The following is a 16,588-nucleotide window of genomic DNA, read 5'->3' on the forward strand; positions in this document are numbered from 1 at the left end:
ACGCGCCTGAGCCTTCGCAGAACCCCATTTGTCTACCAAGCGCGTCGCTATCGCCTGCACTTTGGTCTCATACAAAAGACGTTGCTGTAGGTCGCGTAGCTTGATGCGAGGCCTCACACGGGCTCCAGTTCAGTGATGGTTTTCAGGCTCCGTGCCTGGCTTTGATAAAACAGTCAGGGAAACACCGGCTGCTGGTCCTTCCTAGAAATCTCCCCGTTGGTGTTGTTCCCCAAAGAAGGAATTGATCTGCGGGCCACGAATAGCAGCGCCGACCAGTCCCTTCGTTATCCCTTGATCGAACCGGCCATCAGACCTCGCAGGAAATACCTGCCAGCGAACACATATATCGCCAGAGTGGGCAGCGCGGTCATGATCACCGAAGCCATATCGACATTGTAGGCTTTGACGCCCGTCGTCGTGTTCACGACATTGTTTAGCGCCACGGTGACCGGAACATTTTCGCCCGACGTAAAGGTCGTGCCGAAGATGAAATCGTTCCAGATGTTGGTGAACTGCCAGATGATCGACACGACGAAACAGGGAACCGAAATCGGCAGGATGATGCGCCAAAGAGTCTGGTAGAAACCGGCGCCGTCAACCCGAGCCGCCTTAACCAGATCCGACGGCAGCGACAGGAAAAAATTCCGGAAGAACAACGTGGTGAACGGAATGCCGTAAACCACATGGACCATTATGAGTCCGGCCATGGTGTTGGCGACGCCGATAGCGCCCAGGGTCCGCGCCATTGGAATCAGGATGATCTGGAATGGAATGAACACGCCGAACAGCAGGATCGCGAAAATCAGATCCGCACCGCGGAATTTCCACTGTGTCAGTGCGTAGCCATTGATCGCCCCAACCGCCGTGGAAATCGCGACGGAGGGCACGATCATCACCACGGAGTTGATGAAGAAATCCCTGAGGCCGGCGCAGCGCAATCCTATGCAAGCCTCGGACCACGCCTGGCGCCAAGGCTCAAAGGTAACACGCCGCGGAAGCGAAAGGATCGATCCGTTGCGGATATCGTCAAGGTCCTTCACGGAAGTCAGGACCACGACCAGCAGCGGCATAAGATACACGGCTGCGAAGAGGATAAGGCAAACATAGATAAAGATGCGGGCGACTTGATGCGACGCGCCTCGCTGCAGGATGATGGCATCAGCGCTCATTGCGGTTGTTCCTGATGTCGATATAAAGATAGGGAACGACGATCGCAGCCACCGTCATGAGGATCATGATGGCGCTGGCCGCACCCACCGCCATCTGATCGCGCCCGAAGGTCTGGGTGTACATGAAGGTTGCTGGCAGATTGGTGCTGTTTCCGGGGCCGCCTGACGTCAGGGCGACGACGAGGTCGAAGCTCTTTACGGCCTGTTGCATCAGGATGACGCCGACGGTCATGAAGGTCGGCCCAAGCTGAGGTATGATGATGCGCCGATAGATTTGCCTCGCCCCTGCCCCGTCGAGCCTTGCAGCTTTGACGAGATCCTCATCGATGCCCCGCAACGCCGCCAGGAACAGGGCCATTACAAAGCCCGAAGACTGCCACACGCCGGCGATGACCAAGGTGTAAATCGCGTATTCGGTGTTGACCAGCCAGTCGAACCTGAAGCTTTCCCAGCCCCATAAATGGAGCATACGCTCCAATCCGAGACCCGGATTGAGGATCCACTTCCACGCCGTCCCGGTGACGATGAAGGACAGCGCCATCGGGTAGAGATAGACGGTCCTGAGGAAGCCTTCCGCGCGGATCTTCTGGTCGATCAGGATCGCCAGAGCGAGACCGATTGCCGTCGAGAAACCAATGAACAGAAAGCCAAATATAAAGATGTTGGACACGGCGATCTGCCATATCGGATTTGACCAGAGACGACCGTACTGGGCTAATCCGACAAAGCTGTAGTTCGGCAGCATTTTGGAAGCAGTAAGCGAGATCACGCCGGTCCAGACCATGAAGCCGTAGATGACAACCAGCACGATGACCACCGACGGAGCGAGCGCCAGTTGAGAGGCGTTCTTGGCCAGCCACAGCCGAAGATCGGACTTTGGCGCGCTACGGTCGGCGAAAGCGCCTGCATCGGGAAAACTCATCGCCACAGTATGGCCTTTCTGCATGCTCCGGATAACGGCCCCTGCCATGCGGCGAGGGGCGGTTGCGGGCCGATATGCGAAGTAGTTGAGGCAACGCCTCCGAAACTCCGGTTCGGGGGCGTTGCTTCGGCTCGATTGCTGCTACTCGGCCGACTTCAACCCGGCCACGAGTTGATCGATGGCCTGCTGAGAGGTCATCGTGGGCGTTTCGAAGAAGGTCGAGACCACGTCGAGGAAGACGCCGGTCTTGGTAGCTCCTGTCGCAGCATTGTGCGTAAGCGACGGAAGCGACGTGTTGGTCTTCTGCGCTTCGGCGCGATCGGCATAAGCCGCCTTGCCGCAGAAATCGAACTTGTCCATCGAAACGTCCACACGCGACGGGATCGACCCTTTCTTGATGTTGAAGGCCTCCTGGAAATCCTTGTCGAGAATGGCGGACGCCATCTCCATCTGGCCCTTGACGCGGTTTTCGTCCTTCGTCGTGAAGAAACCGAAATTGTCGGTAAGCCAGACGTAATTGCCCTTGGTGCCGGGCGCCGGCGAACAGCCATAGTCGACATTCGGCTCCATCTTGGCGAGCGACAATTCGCCCTTTGCCCAGTCGCCCATAATCTGCATGCCGGCTTCGCCCTTGATCACCATCTGGGTCGCCAGGTTCCAGTCGCGGCCGGGGTAGTTCTTGTCGACGAATTTGTTCATGACGCGAAGCTGGTCGAACACCTTGACCATCGTTTCGCTCTTGATCGCGTCCTGATCCTGCTCGATCAGCGCCTTGCGGTAGAAGTCAGGACCGCCCAGGCCAAGCACAACGTTCTCGAACAGATCAGCTTCCTGCCAGGGCTGACCGCCAAGGGCCAGTGGCGTCACACCCGCGGCCAGCAGCTTTTCGGAGACCTGATTGAATTCGTCCCAGGTGGTCGGCGGCTGGACGCCGGCCTTGTCGAACACCTTCTTGTTGTACCAGAGCCAGTTCGACCGATGGACATTGACCGGCACGGCGACGGTCTTGCCGTTGTACGATATAAGCGGCACCAGTTCCGGAGCGATAATCTTGGCCCAGTCCTCTTTTTTGGCCAGATCGCTGAGATCGGTGAGCACGCCCTCGGCAGCCCAGGCCTGAACCTGCTGTGCGTGCATCTGCGCAGCCGAAGGCGCGGTATCGGATGCGATGCGCGCACGAAGGACCTGTACCATGTTCATTCCGGTGCCCCCGGCAACCGGAGAATCCGCCCATGTGACGCCACGCTTTTCGAGCAGCTGTTTCAATACGTCCAGACCTGCGGCCTCGCTGCCGCTGGTCCAGTAATGCATGACTTCAACGTTCTCTCCCCCGGCAAACGACATCGTTGAGGATGCCGACAACATGATGGAAGCAATGACAAGACTACGTGTGATCATCTGAATTCCCCTGTTTAGTTTTCTGACAATTTTCGATCTCGATCATCGATTCAAAGCCTGCAGCCGACGACATTTGTTTCGTCGAAACAGGCATGGCTCGTTCGCGATGTTTCCAGTTCTGTCCTGATTTTCTATCGGCTCGGTCAATGTGCTCGCATTGCACCAGCGAGCCGCACCCTCCAGTTGGCAACAAATGTCTGACCATCATGTTTATATATTACATATCTGTCAACAATCACGGCTCACTAAAATCGCCTCAGGCGCAATTTTTTGGTGGCTTCCAGCGCCTAAAGCCCATTAACAATCTGAAATTTATGAGATAACGCCGCAAATTTTGATTTCATTGGTCCGCCTGCCTTTATGTAAGGCTTATTGACAAATGCATCTGTTGTCAGACAATTGCGCGGTCAAGCCGCGACACGGGCTGAGCGTCCGCGGAAACCAACAGGGAAGGAAACAGGATGGTCGATACCGTTGTCTGGGGTCTGATCGGCGCAAGCACGATCGCACGCGAGTGGATGGTGGATTCCATCCGCAAACATCCGTCCGGAAAGGTAAAGGCGATCGTCAGTTCGGATTTGGACAGAGCCAAGGCCTTCGCCAGCGACAAGGCTATTGCCGCCAGCTATGCGTCAGTCGAATCCATGCTTGCGGACACTGAAATTACCGCCGTCTATATAAGCACGACCAACGACCGGCACGTGCCGGACGCCTTGGCCGCAATCGAGGCCGGCAAGCACGTGCTGTGCGAGAAACCATTGGCACTGGAGATCGCGGACGCCCAGAAGATCGTCAATGCGGCCCGAAACAAGGGCGTCGTTCTGGCGACCAACCACCATCTTCGGAACATGGAGAGCCACCGTGCCATCAAGAGCCTGATCGACCAGGGCGCGATCGGAAAGGTGAATTCGATCCGCGTCTTCCACGCCGGGGAACTTCCAGACAGCCTGAAGACCTGGCGGCTGCACGACAAGGCTGCCGGCGGCGGCGTGATCTATGACATTACCGTTCACAATGGCGACCTTCTTCGTTTTTACCTTAACGCCAACCCGATCAGGATATCGGCCATCGCCGCGACTTCCGGAACAGGCTCGAAACGCATCGAGGACAGCGTGATGTCGGTCTGGGAATTTCCGGGCGACATCTTGGTTCAATGCCATGACAGCTTTGTTGTCGGTCACGGACCGCGTGGCGTCGAAGTGCATGGCTGCGGGGGCAGCATCCTGGGTATCGACGTCATGTCCCAAGCACCCGGCGGCCGCGTGATCCTGCGCACGAAGGACGGCGACCGCGAAATTCCGCTGGAACTGAAAGTGACCTATGACAGGGGCATCTCCGATTTCATCGCGGCTATCCAAAACAGGGGTAAGCCCTCCTCGTCTGGCGACGATGGCGTCTGGAGCCTGAAGCTGGCAAAGGCGGTTGCCGAATCGGCAGAGACGGGGCGAACGATTTCGATAGAACAGACCTGAATCTGGGTGACCGCATCATGCTGACCATTCCTACACTTGGCCACGCCGACGCGGAGCGCGCGATCAGGGTTATCGCTGATTCAATCCTAGCCGATGGAAAATGCGCCGTCATCGCCGTGGTGGATCAACAGGGCGAATTGATCGCCCTGTCTCGCCTCGATGGCGCACCCTATCCATCCATCCTGATCGCAGCCAATAAGGCATGGACGGCCGCACGCGAGCGCCGGCCCTCGATGGATGTAGGGCAGGCAGCAAGAGCGCCAGGCGCGGGCTTTGACATGGGCTCCTATGGCGACAGCCGCTACACCGGCTTTGGCGGCGGGCTTCCTGTCATTGTCGATGGAAAGGTGGTCGGGGCCGTCGCGGTCAGCGGCCTTTCCACGCAGTAAGACATCGATCTGGCAAAAAAGGGGGTGGACGCGATCTTGCAGGGCTGACTTAGCCGCGAGCTGCAGCCATCGTGTCCCTACGGCTTTCCAAAGACCGTCCCCAGTTCCTCGACCTGGGCGTCGGTAAGATAGCGCAACTTCATCGATCGCAGCACGATGAGCAGTTTGGCAGTCTCTTCGAGTTCCTCGGCGGCGAACACCGCGGATTCCAGATCCCAGCCCGCGACGACAGGTCCATGATTGGCGAGCAGGACCGCGGCAAATCTCCCGCCCAGATCATCGATCAACTTGCCCGCCTTTTGGTCTCCAGGCCTGACATAGGGAAGAATCGGAACCTGCCCGACCCTCATGATGACGTAGGGCGTCAGCGGAGGAATGCAATCGTCAGGGTCGACGTCGGCCAGGCATGAGAGCGCGGTGCAGTAGGTCGAATGGAGATGGACGACTGCGCCAGTCGACGGCCGGCTTTCGTAAAAGGCGCGATGCAGGAAGACCTCCTTTGACGGTTTGTCACCGGATATGTGGCGCCCATCCCGGCCGATCTTGGAAATCCTGCCCGGGTTGAGCGATCCTAGGGAGGAATTGGTAGGAGTGATGAGAATGCCGTCTTCCACCGCACAGGAAATGTTCCCCGCCGACCCGACGGAAAAACCGCGGTCGAAAAGCGACTTTGCCAGCCTGACAATGCTGGCCCGAACCTGTTCTTCGCTAGTCATCGTCCCGCCATTCGTTGAAGTGCCTTGGAAAAGAAGTCGAGCGATCCGAAGTTGCCCGATTTCAACGCGAGCGCCATGGTAACCGGCCCTGTAACGGAAAGCACAGGCACGCCTGGATCGATTTCCATGCCAATCGCGACGCTATCGACCGCCAGCGCGCTGACAACCGCGCCGGAGGTTTCACCGCCAGCGACGACCAGCCGCCGAACCCCGGCATCGACGAGGTCGCGGGCAGCATCGGCAAACAATCGATCCAGTCTATCGGCGACTGCCTGCCGGCTGTACCGGGCTTGCGCCGCTTCCACGTCGGCCGGCGTGGCGGATGAGTAGGCAATGGGCTCGCGCCCTATGTTTGCCAAGGCGAATGCCACGATGTCACGCTTGGTCATCGTCCCGGCCATCACGTCGTCGACCGCCACCGCGAGGCCGGGATGTGACTGAAGGTGGAAGTCGATCTGCCCGCGCGTCGCACTGGAGCAACTGCCGGCAAGGATCGCCTCGGGACCGTCGACGTTCGATTTCTCGGGCAGCGCGCCCGAAGCCTTTTCCTGCGCTATGAAATTGGCGGGCAGGCCGAGAGCGATACCCGATCCGCCGGTTACAAACAGGCTGTCCCGGACGGCGGCGCCTATCGCAAGCAAATCCGCATCGTCGATGGCGTCGACAATCGCCAGCACCTCGCCGCTTGCAGCCGACGCCCTGAGCGCATTCGCGATCGCGTCGCTGCCCGCCTTGACCTTAGGCCAGGCGATATGACCGACCGGAGTTGCGCACTGCTGCTGGAGCCAACGCCTCAGGTCCGGGTCGGTCATCGGGTTCAGGGGATGATGCTGCATGCCCGATTCATGAAGAAGCCGACGTCCGACAAACAGATGGCCCTGATAGACGGTTCTGCCCGCTGTCGGGAACGCAGGACAGGCGACGACGCCCCTGACCGAAAGCGCCTCTGCGATCGCCTCTGCGACCGGCCCTATATTGCCCTCCGGCGTGGAATCGAAGGTCGAGCAGTATTTGAACACGAACTGCTCACATCCCTGTTTCCGCAACCATGCAAGGGCTGCCAACGACTGGTCGATTGCCTCCTCGGCCGGCACAGACCTGGTCTTCAGCGAAATGACGCCGGCCTCGATGTCGGGCTTGGCATCTCGCACCGGAACGCCGAGAAACTGGGACGTCTTGAGCCCGCCCTGGCCGGGAAGGCCCTTGGCGATCGTGTTGGCGATATCGCTCGCGCCGGTAAAATCGTCGGCGATGACACCCAGAAGCATGAGGTACTCCGCGAGACCAAAATTCGTGAAATGAAGGCAGCGACGCCCGCTTCTAGTAAATCGCGTCGACGCCGGCCTTGTTCACGTCAGACGGCTGTCGACCTCGCGCCGCGGCGCAAGACTTTGCGATGAGGTCAGAGGCCAATAGAGCCTCGCGTTGCGTAACCTCCCGGTGGGTCAGGAGGCGCAAGCGCCCTGCCTTCACCGGCGAGATGCGCACGCCGCTTTCGAGCAATTCGGAATGCAGGTAGTCCACGTCGAAGTCAGCTTGGGGCAGATTGACAAACACGATGTTGGTATCGACGGTGGATGGGTCGACATCCAGGCCGGCGTCTCTCAATCGTGTGGCCAGAAGTTTTGCGTTCTGGTGATCTTCCGCGAGGCGATCGACCATAGTGCGTAGCGCGACCCGCCCGGCCGCGGCTATCACCCCGGCCTGACGCATGCCACCACCAAGAATCTGCCGCCACCGCCGGGTCTGCTCGATGATCTCGGAACTCGCAGCAACGACCGCACCGAGCGGGCAACTCAAGCCCTTGCACAGGCAGAACGTGGTCGTGTCCACAGGCTGAACGAAATCGCTGACCGATCTGCCAAGGGATATGGCGGCATTGAAGATGCGCGCGCCATCGAGATGGACATTGAGGCCGCTTTCATGGGCGATGCCAGCCAGAACGGAGAGATCCTCCGGGCTCATGACCCTGCCGCCGGCCGCATTGTGGGTGTTTTCAAGGCAGAGCAAGCTTGCAGGTGCGCTCAGCCGCGACTGCCCCACGGCGATGGCGTCCGCGAGCGCCGTCGGGGAGATCATGCCGCCTATTCCCTGGACAGGGCGTGGTGTCAGACCGGCGATCGTCGACGGCCAGCCGCTTTCCTTGATGTGGATATGCGCGGCCGCTTCGAGGATGATCGAGGTGCCGCGCGGCGCCAGCGCCATGGCTGATACGACATTTCCCATCGTGCCGCTGATCACCAGCATCGCACTTTCGACGCCAAGCAGATCCGCGACCTCCGCCTCGAAGTCGAGCACGGTCGGATCGTCGCGGAAGAAATCATCCCCGAGCTCGGCGCGCGACATCGCCTCGATCATTTCAGGGGTCGGAGTGGTGACCGTGTCGCTGCGCAAGTCGATCATTTTATTGGAAGCCTTCATGTTGTCTAAGCTCCCCATGCGCCGCCGGGCTGGAGATCCCGAAGCGCAGCGATGAACCCGATGCGGGGACTGGTCAGGATCGGAACCTCGGTCTTGCCGACGAGGGGCAATGCGGCAGCCATCGAGGCCTGTGCCAGCACAACCACGTCGGCGTCGAGAGTGGCTGCGGTGATGCCCTCCGCCACCGCTTGGAGATAAGCATCGATGTTGCCGCTCAGAAAAAGCTGTCTCGCTCTGTCGAGCACGACGGAATCGATATCGGGCTTGCGTCCTGCGGCCCTGGCTTCCGTCTCGATCAGCGCAGCGGTGGGGGCAATCGTGGTGCCGAGCGTAGCCAGGACCAGAATGCGGCTCGCAGTCCTGACGCTTTCGCGAGCCATGGGCCGGTCGATGCGCAACACAGGCCTGTCCGATGTCGAGTTGGCGACGTCGGCGGCTGCCCCGATCGTGGAGCAGGTGCAGATCACGGCATCCGTCCCCAGCCGGAACTCCGCCAGCATGGCTTCGGCGGCCGCGGCTATGATCTCGGGCGTGGCACTGCCGCACTCGATCGCCGACTTCAGCAGATCTTCCCGCACCGTGTGCTTCAGCGCTATGCCGGCACCGAGCTCCTTCGCAAGTCCGTCGAACACAGCAACCAACGCAGGCGCCGTATGAAACATATGAAGGATCAAGGGGCGGGCTTGGCTCACAGTCACCCTCTCAATCCATGCTGACGGAGTACCTGGGCAGCGTGTCCGATTTCGATCGGCGGCTGTGTCGTCTGTTCCCGCCTTCCAAGGATGGCATCCGCGCCGCGCTCTCCGATCATGATGGAGGGGGCGTTGGTATTGCCGCTGACAAGCGTCGGCATGATCGATGCGTCGATGACCCGCAGGGCGTCGACGCCACGCACCTTCAGGTCCTTATCGACGACTGCCATATCGTCGCTTCCCATCTTGCAGGTACCTGCCGGATGGAAATCGGTCTTGGACCATTGCCTTATGTACTCGGTGATTTGCTGGTCCGAGCGCACATCTTTGCCGGGCAGATGCTCCGCCTTGTAAAGTCTGCTGAAACTTGGCTGCGACAAGATTTCACGCGCCAGCTTGAAGCCTTCGATGCTGTGTCGAAGATCATTCGGATTGGACAGGAAATCCGGGTCAATAAGAGGATCGTCCATGGGATCTGTCGATGCCAGCGTCACCTGGCCGCGGCTTTCCGGGCGAAGATAGGCGGTGTTCAATGTCATGCCATGCCCGGCAACGCGCACGCGGCCGTGATCGATTACATAGGCCGGCAGGAAATGCATCTGGATGTCGGGCCAGTCATGGTCGCCGGTTGTACTGACAAATGCGCCGCCCTCACACACATTGCTGGTGAGCGGACCGGTTCCAAACATCAGGAACTGCAGGCCGTGCCAGGCGGCCATCGGGCCCCGGTCATGGCCGTTGTAAGACGCGCGCTCCTTCAGGCTGACGCAGCAATATACATCCATGTGGTCCTGGAGGTTCTTGCCAACGCCTGGCAGGTCGACGACCGTATCCACGCCTGTTTGGCGCAGTTCCGAAGCTGGTCCGATTCCCGAAAGAAGCAGCAACTTCGGCGAATTGATCGCGCCGGCGGAAACGATGATCTCACTGCCCGCCCGAACAATCGCGGCGCGATTGGAACCTGGTGCGAGATAGGTGACCGACCGTGCCCGGCCATGTTCCATGCCAATCCTGGTGACCCGCGTTTCCGTCACCACGGTCAGGTTTGGCCGTGACAAGTTTGGGTAAATGAAGGCGGCAGCCGTGCTGCTGCGGCGAACGGCTCGCTGCGTCACCTGATAGTAGCCGACGCCATACTGCTCACGCCCATTGAAATCCGGGTTGTGATCGAACCCTGCCTCCTGGGCCGCGCGGACGAATTTCCGGGTCAGATCTATCGGCAGGCGCTGGTCCGAAACTCCCATCGGCCCATCGGTGCCGTGGAAAGCGTCGGCAAAGCGCTCATTGTCTTCCGAGCGGCGGAAATAGGGCAGCAGATCGTCATAGCCCCAGCCGTCGTTACCCTGCTCACGCCAGGAATCGTAGTCTTTCCGGTTGCCTCTGATGTACACCATCGAGTTGACCGAACTGCCGCCGCCGAGAAGCTTGCCTTGCGGGAACAGAAGCTTCCGGTTGTTGAGGTGCTTCTGCGGAACCGTCGACCATTCCCAGCGTACCTTGTTGCCTTGCAAGCGGGAATAGCCGGCCGGCCAGCGCACCAGCGGTGTATCGTTCCTGGCGCCGGCTTCCAACAGCAGCACCGTCACGTGAGGGTTCTCGCTCAGGCGGGAGGCGACCACACAGCCGGCTGAACCGCCGCCGACAACGATGTAGTCATATTCGGGCTTGATCGTCGTGTCAGGCATTGGGGGCCTCAATCGCCTGTCCAATCCAGCGACGGCCATAACCGCCGCTGCGTATCTGGACTGTTTTAATGTCTGTGAATTCCTCGACGCCAAGCCTGCCGACTTCACGACCGATGCCGCTTTCGCCCACGCCGCCGAAAGGAAGCTCGGCCGGGCCATCGAGATAGGTGTTGACCCATACAGTGCCAGCGTTGAGCGATTGCACCGCCTTCATCGCGTGCGACACATTTCCGGTCCAGATGCCAGCGGACAGGCCGTAGACGGACTCGTTTGCCAAAGCGATCGCGTCCTCCAGCGTCTCGAATTCGAGGATCGATACGACCGGACCAAAAATCTCTTCCCGCGCTATGCGCATATGCGGTCGCACGCCGGTGAAGACCGTAGGGTGGATGAAATACCCACCATTCTCTTCCCGGTGTGTGCCGCCCAGCGCCAGTGTCGCGCCCTCCGCCTTGCCGACGGCGATGTAATCGACGATCTTGTCGTACTGATCCTTGTTGATGATCGGTCCGAGCAGCATACCGTCAGCTTGGGTATCTCCCACCGTCACCCGCGCGGCGCAATCGACGAATTTCCGGATGAATTCCGCCGCGATGGAGGACTGGAGCAGAAGTCTGCTGCCCTGGTTGCAGGATTGACCTGCATTGAGAAATGCTCCGTGCAGAGCAGCGTCCAGCGCATTGTCCAGATCGGCATCCGCCATGACGATGTGCGCGTTCTTTCCACCCAATTCCAACGACACCTTCTTCATGCCGTCAGCGCCGACCCGCATGGCATGCTTGCCCACTCTGGTGGAGCCGGTAAACGAGATCATGTCGATGTCGAGATGACGCAGTAGCAGATCCCCACAGGTCGCCCCCGACCCGGCGACGATGTTGAGGACGCCGTCCGGCAGGCCCGCCTCTTGAAGGATTTCGCCGAGCAGCAAAGTCGTCGCGCTGGTCAGTTCGCTTGGCTTGACCACCGCAGCGCAGCCGGCGGCAAGCGCGAATGGCAATTTCTGGCTGATGATGAGAAACGGGAAGTTCCAAGGCGTGATGATGGCAGCGACACCGAGCGGCGCACGCACCGTCGCCGCGAAATAACAGTCGCCGAGTTGGCCAAAACTATCGCCAGTGATGGAGCGCGCTTGCGTTGCCGCATAGTCCCAAAGCATTGAAGAGCGTTCTATTTCGACGCGGGCCTGCTTTGCGGGCTTGCCGCTTTCGGCCATTTCGAAAAAAGCGAGTTCATCCGCACGACGTCGGATGATATCGGCCGCTCTCGCGAGAACCGCCGAACGCTCTGCTCCTGTCGCACCGGCCCATTTCGTCCTGAACGCTGTTTTTGCGGACAAAACAGCCATGTCGACGTCGGCTACCGTAGAATCGCGAAATCGCGAGACCAAGGCGCCATTGCTTGGATTGCGACGCTCGATTTCGCGCCCTGACGCCTGACGCCAGCTGCCATCTATCCAGTTGTCGAAATTTCTTGTCGTCGTAAATGTCATGTCAATTTCCGAAACAATTCTGAATTCCTTCCGGCCCTGCTGTCCCACGGCCTGAACTCCATAGGACCCGCGGCCAGGCCGAGCGCGACGGGAACGAACGCGCTATCCGCCGGCTCCCAGCACGTCGACAATGCTGCCCATTGCAAAGCCGCATCTCCGGCGCCTTATCCCGCCCGCCCCAGCCACTGCGTCAAGAGCCGGTCACATCAACAGTCATTTGAATTTACATATTTGTCAATTGTGATTCTGTTTGTCATGCGAAATTCACCGAAAAATCGCCCGTCGAAATCAAAAAAATCTGACTGAAAACGTCGCCGCTTTCAAATAAACTCAATGTTTTCAATGCAATATTATAAAAATTCCAGAGCGATCGCTTTTTCACGGCGGCTTCCTCGCGAGCGGAGATACCGGATTGACATAGCTATATTAGTCAGACAATGTACCTTCAACTCCATTCCCAAGGTAGGCTATGAACGCGCAAATCAACCGTGTGTCCGTCGACATCGGCGGTACCTTCACAGATGTCGTGCTGGAAATAGCCGGCGAACGCTCTTCCACGAAAGTGCTGACGACGAAACGGGCACCCGAGGAAGCGGTGCTGGAAGGAGTCGAAAATCTCCTGGAGCAGAAAGGGCTGTCATTCGCCGACCTCGATCTGTTCCTGCACGGAACGACGCTGGCGACGAACGCCATCATCGAACGGCGCGGGGCGATCACAGCCCTTGTGACCACCGACGGTTTTCGCGACACGATCGAGATCGGCTCTGAAAGTCGTCACGACCAATACGATATTTTCATCAAGAAGCCTCTACCCCTTGTAGGCAGGAAACACCGGTTCGTCATAGCAGAGCGTATCGCCGCCGATGGTTCGGTGCTGAAACCGTTGCCTGAGGACGAGGTGGCAGAACTCGGCAAAACGCTCAAAACGGGCGGCATCGAAAGTGTTGCCATCTCGTTCATCCACGCCTACGCGAACCCGGCACATGAGCTCAAGGTCCGGGAAGTCCTGTCGGCCTCCTTACCGGACGTGACGTTCTCACTGTCCTGCGAAGTCTGCCCGGAAGTTCGGGAGTATGAGCGTACGTCAACCACCGTGGCCAATGCCTATATCCGCCCGATCATGGCCGGCTATCTCGGCCGCCTGAAGACGGAACTTGCCCGTCGTGGGCTGCGCGCTCCCCTGCTTCTGATGACGTCGGGTGGTGGGCTGACGACCGTCGACCAAGCGGCAGCATTCCCGATACGACTTGTGGAATCAGGCCCGGCCGGCGGCGCCATTCTTGCTTCCAAGATCGCCGGCGACTGCGGTCTGAAGGAGATCGTGTCCTTCGACATGGGCGGCACCACTGCCAAGCTTTGCCTGATCGACAACGGCACGCCCCTGAAGTCCCGCAGCTTCGAGGTCGACCGCACCGAACGGTTCCTGAGAGGCAGCGGCCTTCCGGTTCGCATTCCGGTCATCGAAATGGTCGAGATCGGCGCCGGCGGCGGTTCCATTGCCCAAGTCGACAGCCTTGGTCGGCTGACCGTCGGGCCGGAAAGTGCGTCGTCGGAACCAGGTCCGGCGTGCTACAATCGCAGCGGCCATCGCCCCACGGTCACGGACGCCGATCTGGTTCTTGGCCGCATCGACGCCACGAACTTCGCCGGCGGCAAGGTCGGACTGCGCCGCGACCTTGCTGAAAAGGCGTTGGGCGATCATGTCGGTTCCCCGTTATCCCTAAAATCGGTGGTCGCTGCCTCGGCCGTGGCGGCCATCGTCGAAGAAAACATGTCGAACGCCAGCCGCGTCCATGCCGCGGAACACGGCAAGGACCTGCGCAAACGCGCCATGATCGCGTTCGGCGGCGCTGCGCCGATGCATGCGGCCCAGCTTGCCCGTAAACTCGGCCTGGAAAAGGTCATCGTGCCGATAGGCGCGGGCGTTGGCTCAGCCATCGGTTTCCTGGAAGCGCCGCTGGCCTACGAGATCGTGCGTAGCCGCCACAGCCGTCTTGCCGACGTGAACGACGGTGTCATCCACGACCTCATCTTGCAAATGCACGCCGAAGCCATTTCCGTGGTCGAGCCGGCGGCAAACGGGCGCCCGGTCGAAATGCGCACGTCGGCATTTCTGCGCTATGTCGGTCAGGGCCACGAGCTCGAAGTCGACCTGCCGCTTGATAGATCGGCCAACATCGATCCCACCACGCTGCGCCAGCGTTTTGAAGAACACTACAGCGCAGTGTTTGGACGCTTCCTGGAGAACCACGCAATCGAGATCCTGACCTGGGCGGTCACCGCGACGGCGCACCAGCCCTTGCGCGAGACGCTGAAGGAAGTTCGACCACCGAGCGCCAAGCCAAAGCCGAGCGGCTGGACGGATTTTGTCGATTTCGACGGCAAATCCGTCAAGGCGCCGGTCTATCTGCGTGCCGATCTTGGCAGCGGCCATTCGATCGCCGGCCCCGCTGTCATTACCGAATCCGAGACCAACACGGTGGTGCCTGCGCATTTTGAAGTGGCGGTCGACCGGCTGGGCCATCTTGAACTCACCAATACCGCCATCGGCGTTGCTGCGGCCGCGGAATAATGGAGACTTCCATGCAACAGACTGACCGGCCGATCCCCGCTATCGACGAGATCGAATTCCAGATCATGTGGAATCGCTTGATCGCGGTCGTCGAAGAACAGGCCCAGGCGCTGCGGCGCACAGCCTTCAGCCCAATCGTGCGGGAGTCCGGAGATCTATCCGCCGGCTTCTTTCACCCGGATGGGCGGATGATCGCGCAGGCGGTGACCGGTACGCCAGGCCATGTCAACACCATGGCGGCATCGGTTCGTCACTTCCTGGCGCGGTTTCCCGCGTCGTCCATGAAGGATGGCGACGTCTATATCACCAACGACCCATGGCTTGGCACCGGCCATTTGCATGACTTCGTCGCCGTCACGCCAGCTTTCTTTGCAGGGTCGATGGTGGGGCTATTCGCTTCCACCTGCCATTTCATGGATGTGGGCGGCATCGGCTTCGGACCTGACGGCCGTGACGTCTTCGAGGAGGGTTTTTATGTTCCTCCCATGAAGATGATCGCCGAAGGCAAGCTCGACGAAACATTAATAACGCTTGCGCGAGGCAATTCGCGCTATCCCGCCGAAATGGAGGGCGACCTCATGTCGCTTGCCGCCTGCAATGCGATCGGGGTGGGCCGTTTGCGCGAGATGTTGCGCGAATTTCCGCTGGGCAATCTCACGCCGCTCTGCGACCAGATCGTCAGCCGCTCGCGCGAGGCAGCCATTGCGGCGATTGCGGGCCTGCCGGCCGGAACGACCACCGCGGAAATGGTGATAGACGGTTACGACAAGCCGGTTGCCCTGGTTGCGACGACGACCATTTCAAGCGATTTGATCCAAGTCGACTTCACAGGCACGTCAGGCCTTTCGGCACGTGGCATAAACGTGCCGTTGAGCTACGCACAGGCCTATTCCACATACGCGATCGCTTGCGCGCTCTTTCCCCAGGTGCCCAACAATTCGGGGTCGCTGTCGGTGGTAGAGGTCACCGCGCCGGAAGACACGATCGTCAACGCGCAGCGCCCTGCCCCGGTCTCGTCACGGCATGTGATCGGCCAGATGCTTCCCGACGTCGTCTACGGCTGCCTGGCTCAGGTCGTACCTGACAAGGTGCTGGCCGAGGGTGCATCCTCGCTCTGGAATCTCATCCTCGAGGACGCGCATGATGCCTGTCTGACCCAAGGTATCGGGCAGACTGCGAGATTCTCGGCACTGTCCGTCCAGACGGGAGGAACCGGCGCCCGCTCCAATGACGACGGGCTCAACGCCACCGCCTTTCCGAGCGGCGTTTCGGGCGTGCCGATCGAGATATTGGAGACCATGACGCCGCTGGTCTTCTGGCGCAAGGAACTGCGCCCGGGAAGCGGCGGACAGGGCCGCTTCCGGGGCGGGCTCGGCCAGATCATCGAGATCGGTCATCGCGACAACCATCCGTTCTATATCTATGCCGCACTTGATCGCATCGAGCATACGGCGCAAGGACGGTTTGGCGGCGCGGAGGGCGGCGCCGGCTATGTTGGGCTGAAATCGGGACCGCGGCTGCGCGGCAAAGGCAAGCAACTCGTCCCAGCTGGCGATACGCTCGTTGTCCAGACGCCTGGCGGTGGTGGATATGGCCCGGTCGGGGAACGCGACGGCACCAGAATTGAGGCTGATCGCATCAACCAGCTCGACAACTGAAAAGC

Annotated in this window: 13 protein-coding genes; 4 read left to right on the top strand and 9 right to left on the bottom strand. The window is 59.9% G+C overall.

What is annotated here, in order from left to right:
* Window positions 1-284 precede the first annotated feature (284 nt).
* The 3 genes from EN804_RS16675 to EN804_RS16685 form a co-directional block, all read right to left on the bottom strand.
* Window positions 285-1,169: a carbohydrate ABC transporter permease gene (locus EN804_RS16675; protein WP_135917215.1), complete on the bottom strand. Its 885-nt coding sequence runs from the start codon at window positions 1,167-1,169 to the stop codon at window positions 285-287.
* On the bottom strand, window positions 1,159-2,115 hold the full coding sequence (locus tag EN804_RS16680; protein WP_245525128.1) for a sugar ABC transporter permease: 957 nt from the start codon (window positions 2,113-2,115) through the stop codon (window positions 1,159-1,161). Before EN804_RS16680 ends, EN804_RS16675 begins: the two co-directional genes overlap by 11 nt.
* Before the next feature lie 117 nt (window positions 2,116-2,232).
* A complete protein-coding gene (locus EN804_RS16685; RefSeq protein WP_210235358.1) occupies window positions 2,233-3,489 on the bottom strand; it encodes an ABC transporter substrate-binding protein in 1,257 nt (418 codons plus the stop codon).
* A gap of 461 nt (window positions 3,490-3,950) precedes the next feature.
* On the opposite strand from EN804_RS16685, the gene EN804_RS16690 reads away from it, so the two are divergent.
* Together EN804_RS16690 and EN804_RS16695 are read left to right on the top strand one after the other, a co-directional pair.
* On the top strand, window positions 3,951-4,961 hold the full coding sequence (locus tag EN804_RS16690; protein ID WP_135917216.1) for a Gfo/Idh/MocA family oxidoreductase: 1,011 nt from the start codon (window positions 3,951-3,953) through the stop codon (window positions 4,959-4,961).
* Window positions 4,962-4,978: 17 nt separating this feature from the next.
* Window positions 4,979-5,350, top strand: a complete 372-nt coding sequence (locus EN804_RS16695) for a heme-binding protein (protein ID WP_135920315.1) — start codon at window positions 4,979-4,981, stop codon at window positions 5,348-5,350.
* Between the two features lie 77 nt (window positions 5,351-5,427).
* On the opposite strand, the gene otnC is transcribed toward EN804_RS16695, so the two are convergent.
* Genes otnC through EN804_RS16725 form a run of 6 tightly spaced genes read right to left on the bottom strand, consistent with a single transcriptional unit; the run spans window position 5,428 to window position 12,353 of the window.
* Window positions 5,428-6,066, bottom strand: coding sequence for a 3-oxo-tetronate 4-phosphate decarboxylase (gene otnC, locus EN804_RS16700; protein WP_135920317.1), 639 nt, complete (start codon window positions 6,064-6,066; stop codon window positions 5,428-5,430).
* Window positions 6,063-7,334: a 3-oxo-tetronate kinase gene (gene otnK / locus EN804_RS16705; RefSeq protein WP_135917218.1), complete on the bottom strand. Its 1,272-nt coding sequence runs from the start codon at window positions 7,332-7,334 to the stop codon at window positions 6,063-6,065. The genes otnC and otnK overlap by 4 nt, the downstream gene beginning before the upstream one ends.
* Before the next feature lie 52 nt (window positions 7,335-7,386).
* Window positions 7,387-8,487 (bottom strand): GntG family PLP-dependent aldolase, encoded by a 1,101-nt coding sequence (locus EN804_RS16710; RefSeq protein ID WP_167531286.1) that lies wholly within the window; start codon window positions 8,485-8,487, stop codon window positions 7,387-7,389.
* A 5-nt stretch (window positions 8,488-8,492) separates the two neighbouring features.
* Window positions 8,493-9,149 (bottom strand): aspartate/glutamate racemase family protein, encoded by a 657-nt coding sequence (locus tag EN804_RS16715; protein ID WP_210235457.1) that lies wholly within the window; start codon window positions 9,147-9,149, stop codon window positions 8,493-8,495.
* Between the two features lie 32 nt (window positions 9,150-9,181).
* Window positions 9,182-10,864 carry a GMC family oxidoreductase N-terminal domain-containing protein gene (locus tag EN804_RS16720; protein WP_135920319.1) on the bottom strand — a complete coding sequence of 561 codons (1,683 nt, stop codon included), beginning with the start codon at window positions 10,862-10,864 and terminating at the stop codon, window positions 9,182-9,184.
* Window positions 10,857-12,353 (bottom strand): aldehyde dehydrogenase family protein, encoded by a 1,497-nt coding sequence (locus EN804_RS16725; protein WP_135917267.1) that lies wholly within the window; start codon window positions 12,351-12,353, stop codon window positions 10,857-10,859. Before EN804_RS16725 ends, EN804_RS16720 begins: the two co-directional genes overlap by 8 nt.
* 469 nt (window positions 12,354-12,822) lie before the next feature.
* Between EN804_RS16725 and EN804_RS16730 the strand changes: the two genes are divergently transcribed.
* Window positions 12,823-14,925 (top strand): hydantoinase/oxoprolinase family protein, encoded by a 2,103-nt coding sequence (locus EN804_RS16730; protein ID WP_135920322.1) that lies wholly within the window; start codon window positions 12,823-12,825, stop codon window positions 14,923-14,925.
* An 11-nt stretch (window positions 14,926-14,936) separates the two neighbouring features.
* Complete coding sequence (locus tag EN804_RS16735; protein WP_135920324.1) at window positions 14,937-16,583, top strand: hydantoinase B/oxoprolinase family protein; 1,647 nt, start codon at window positions 14,937-14,939, stop codon at window positions 16,581-16,583.
* Window positions 16,584-16,588: the final 5 nt, after the last annotated feature.

This window comes from Mesorhizobium sp. M8A.F.Ca.ET.161.01.1.1, from assembly GCF_004792105.1.
Taxonomy (GTDB): Bacteria; Pseudomonadota; Alphaproteobacteria; order Rhizobiales; family Rhizobiaceae; genus Mesorhizobium.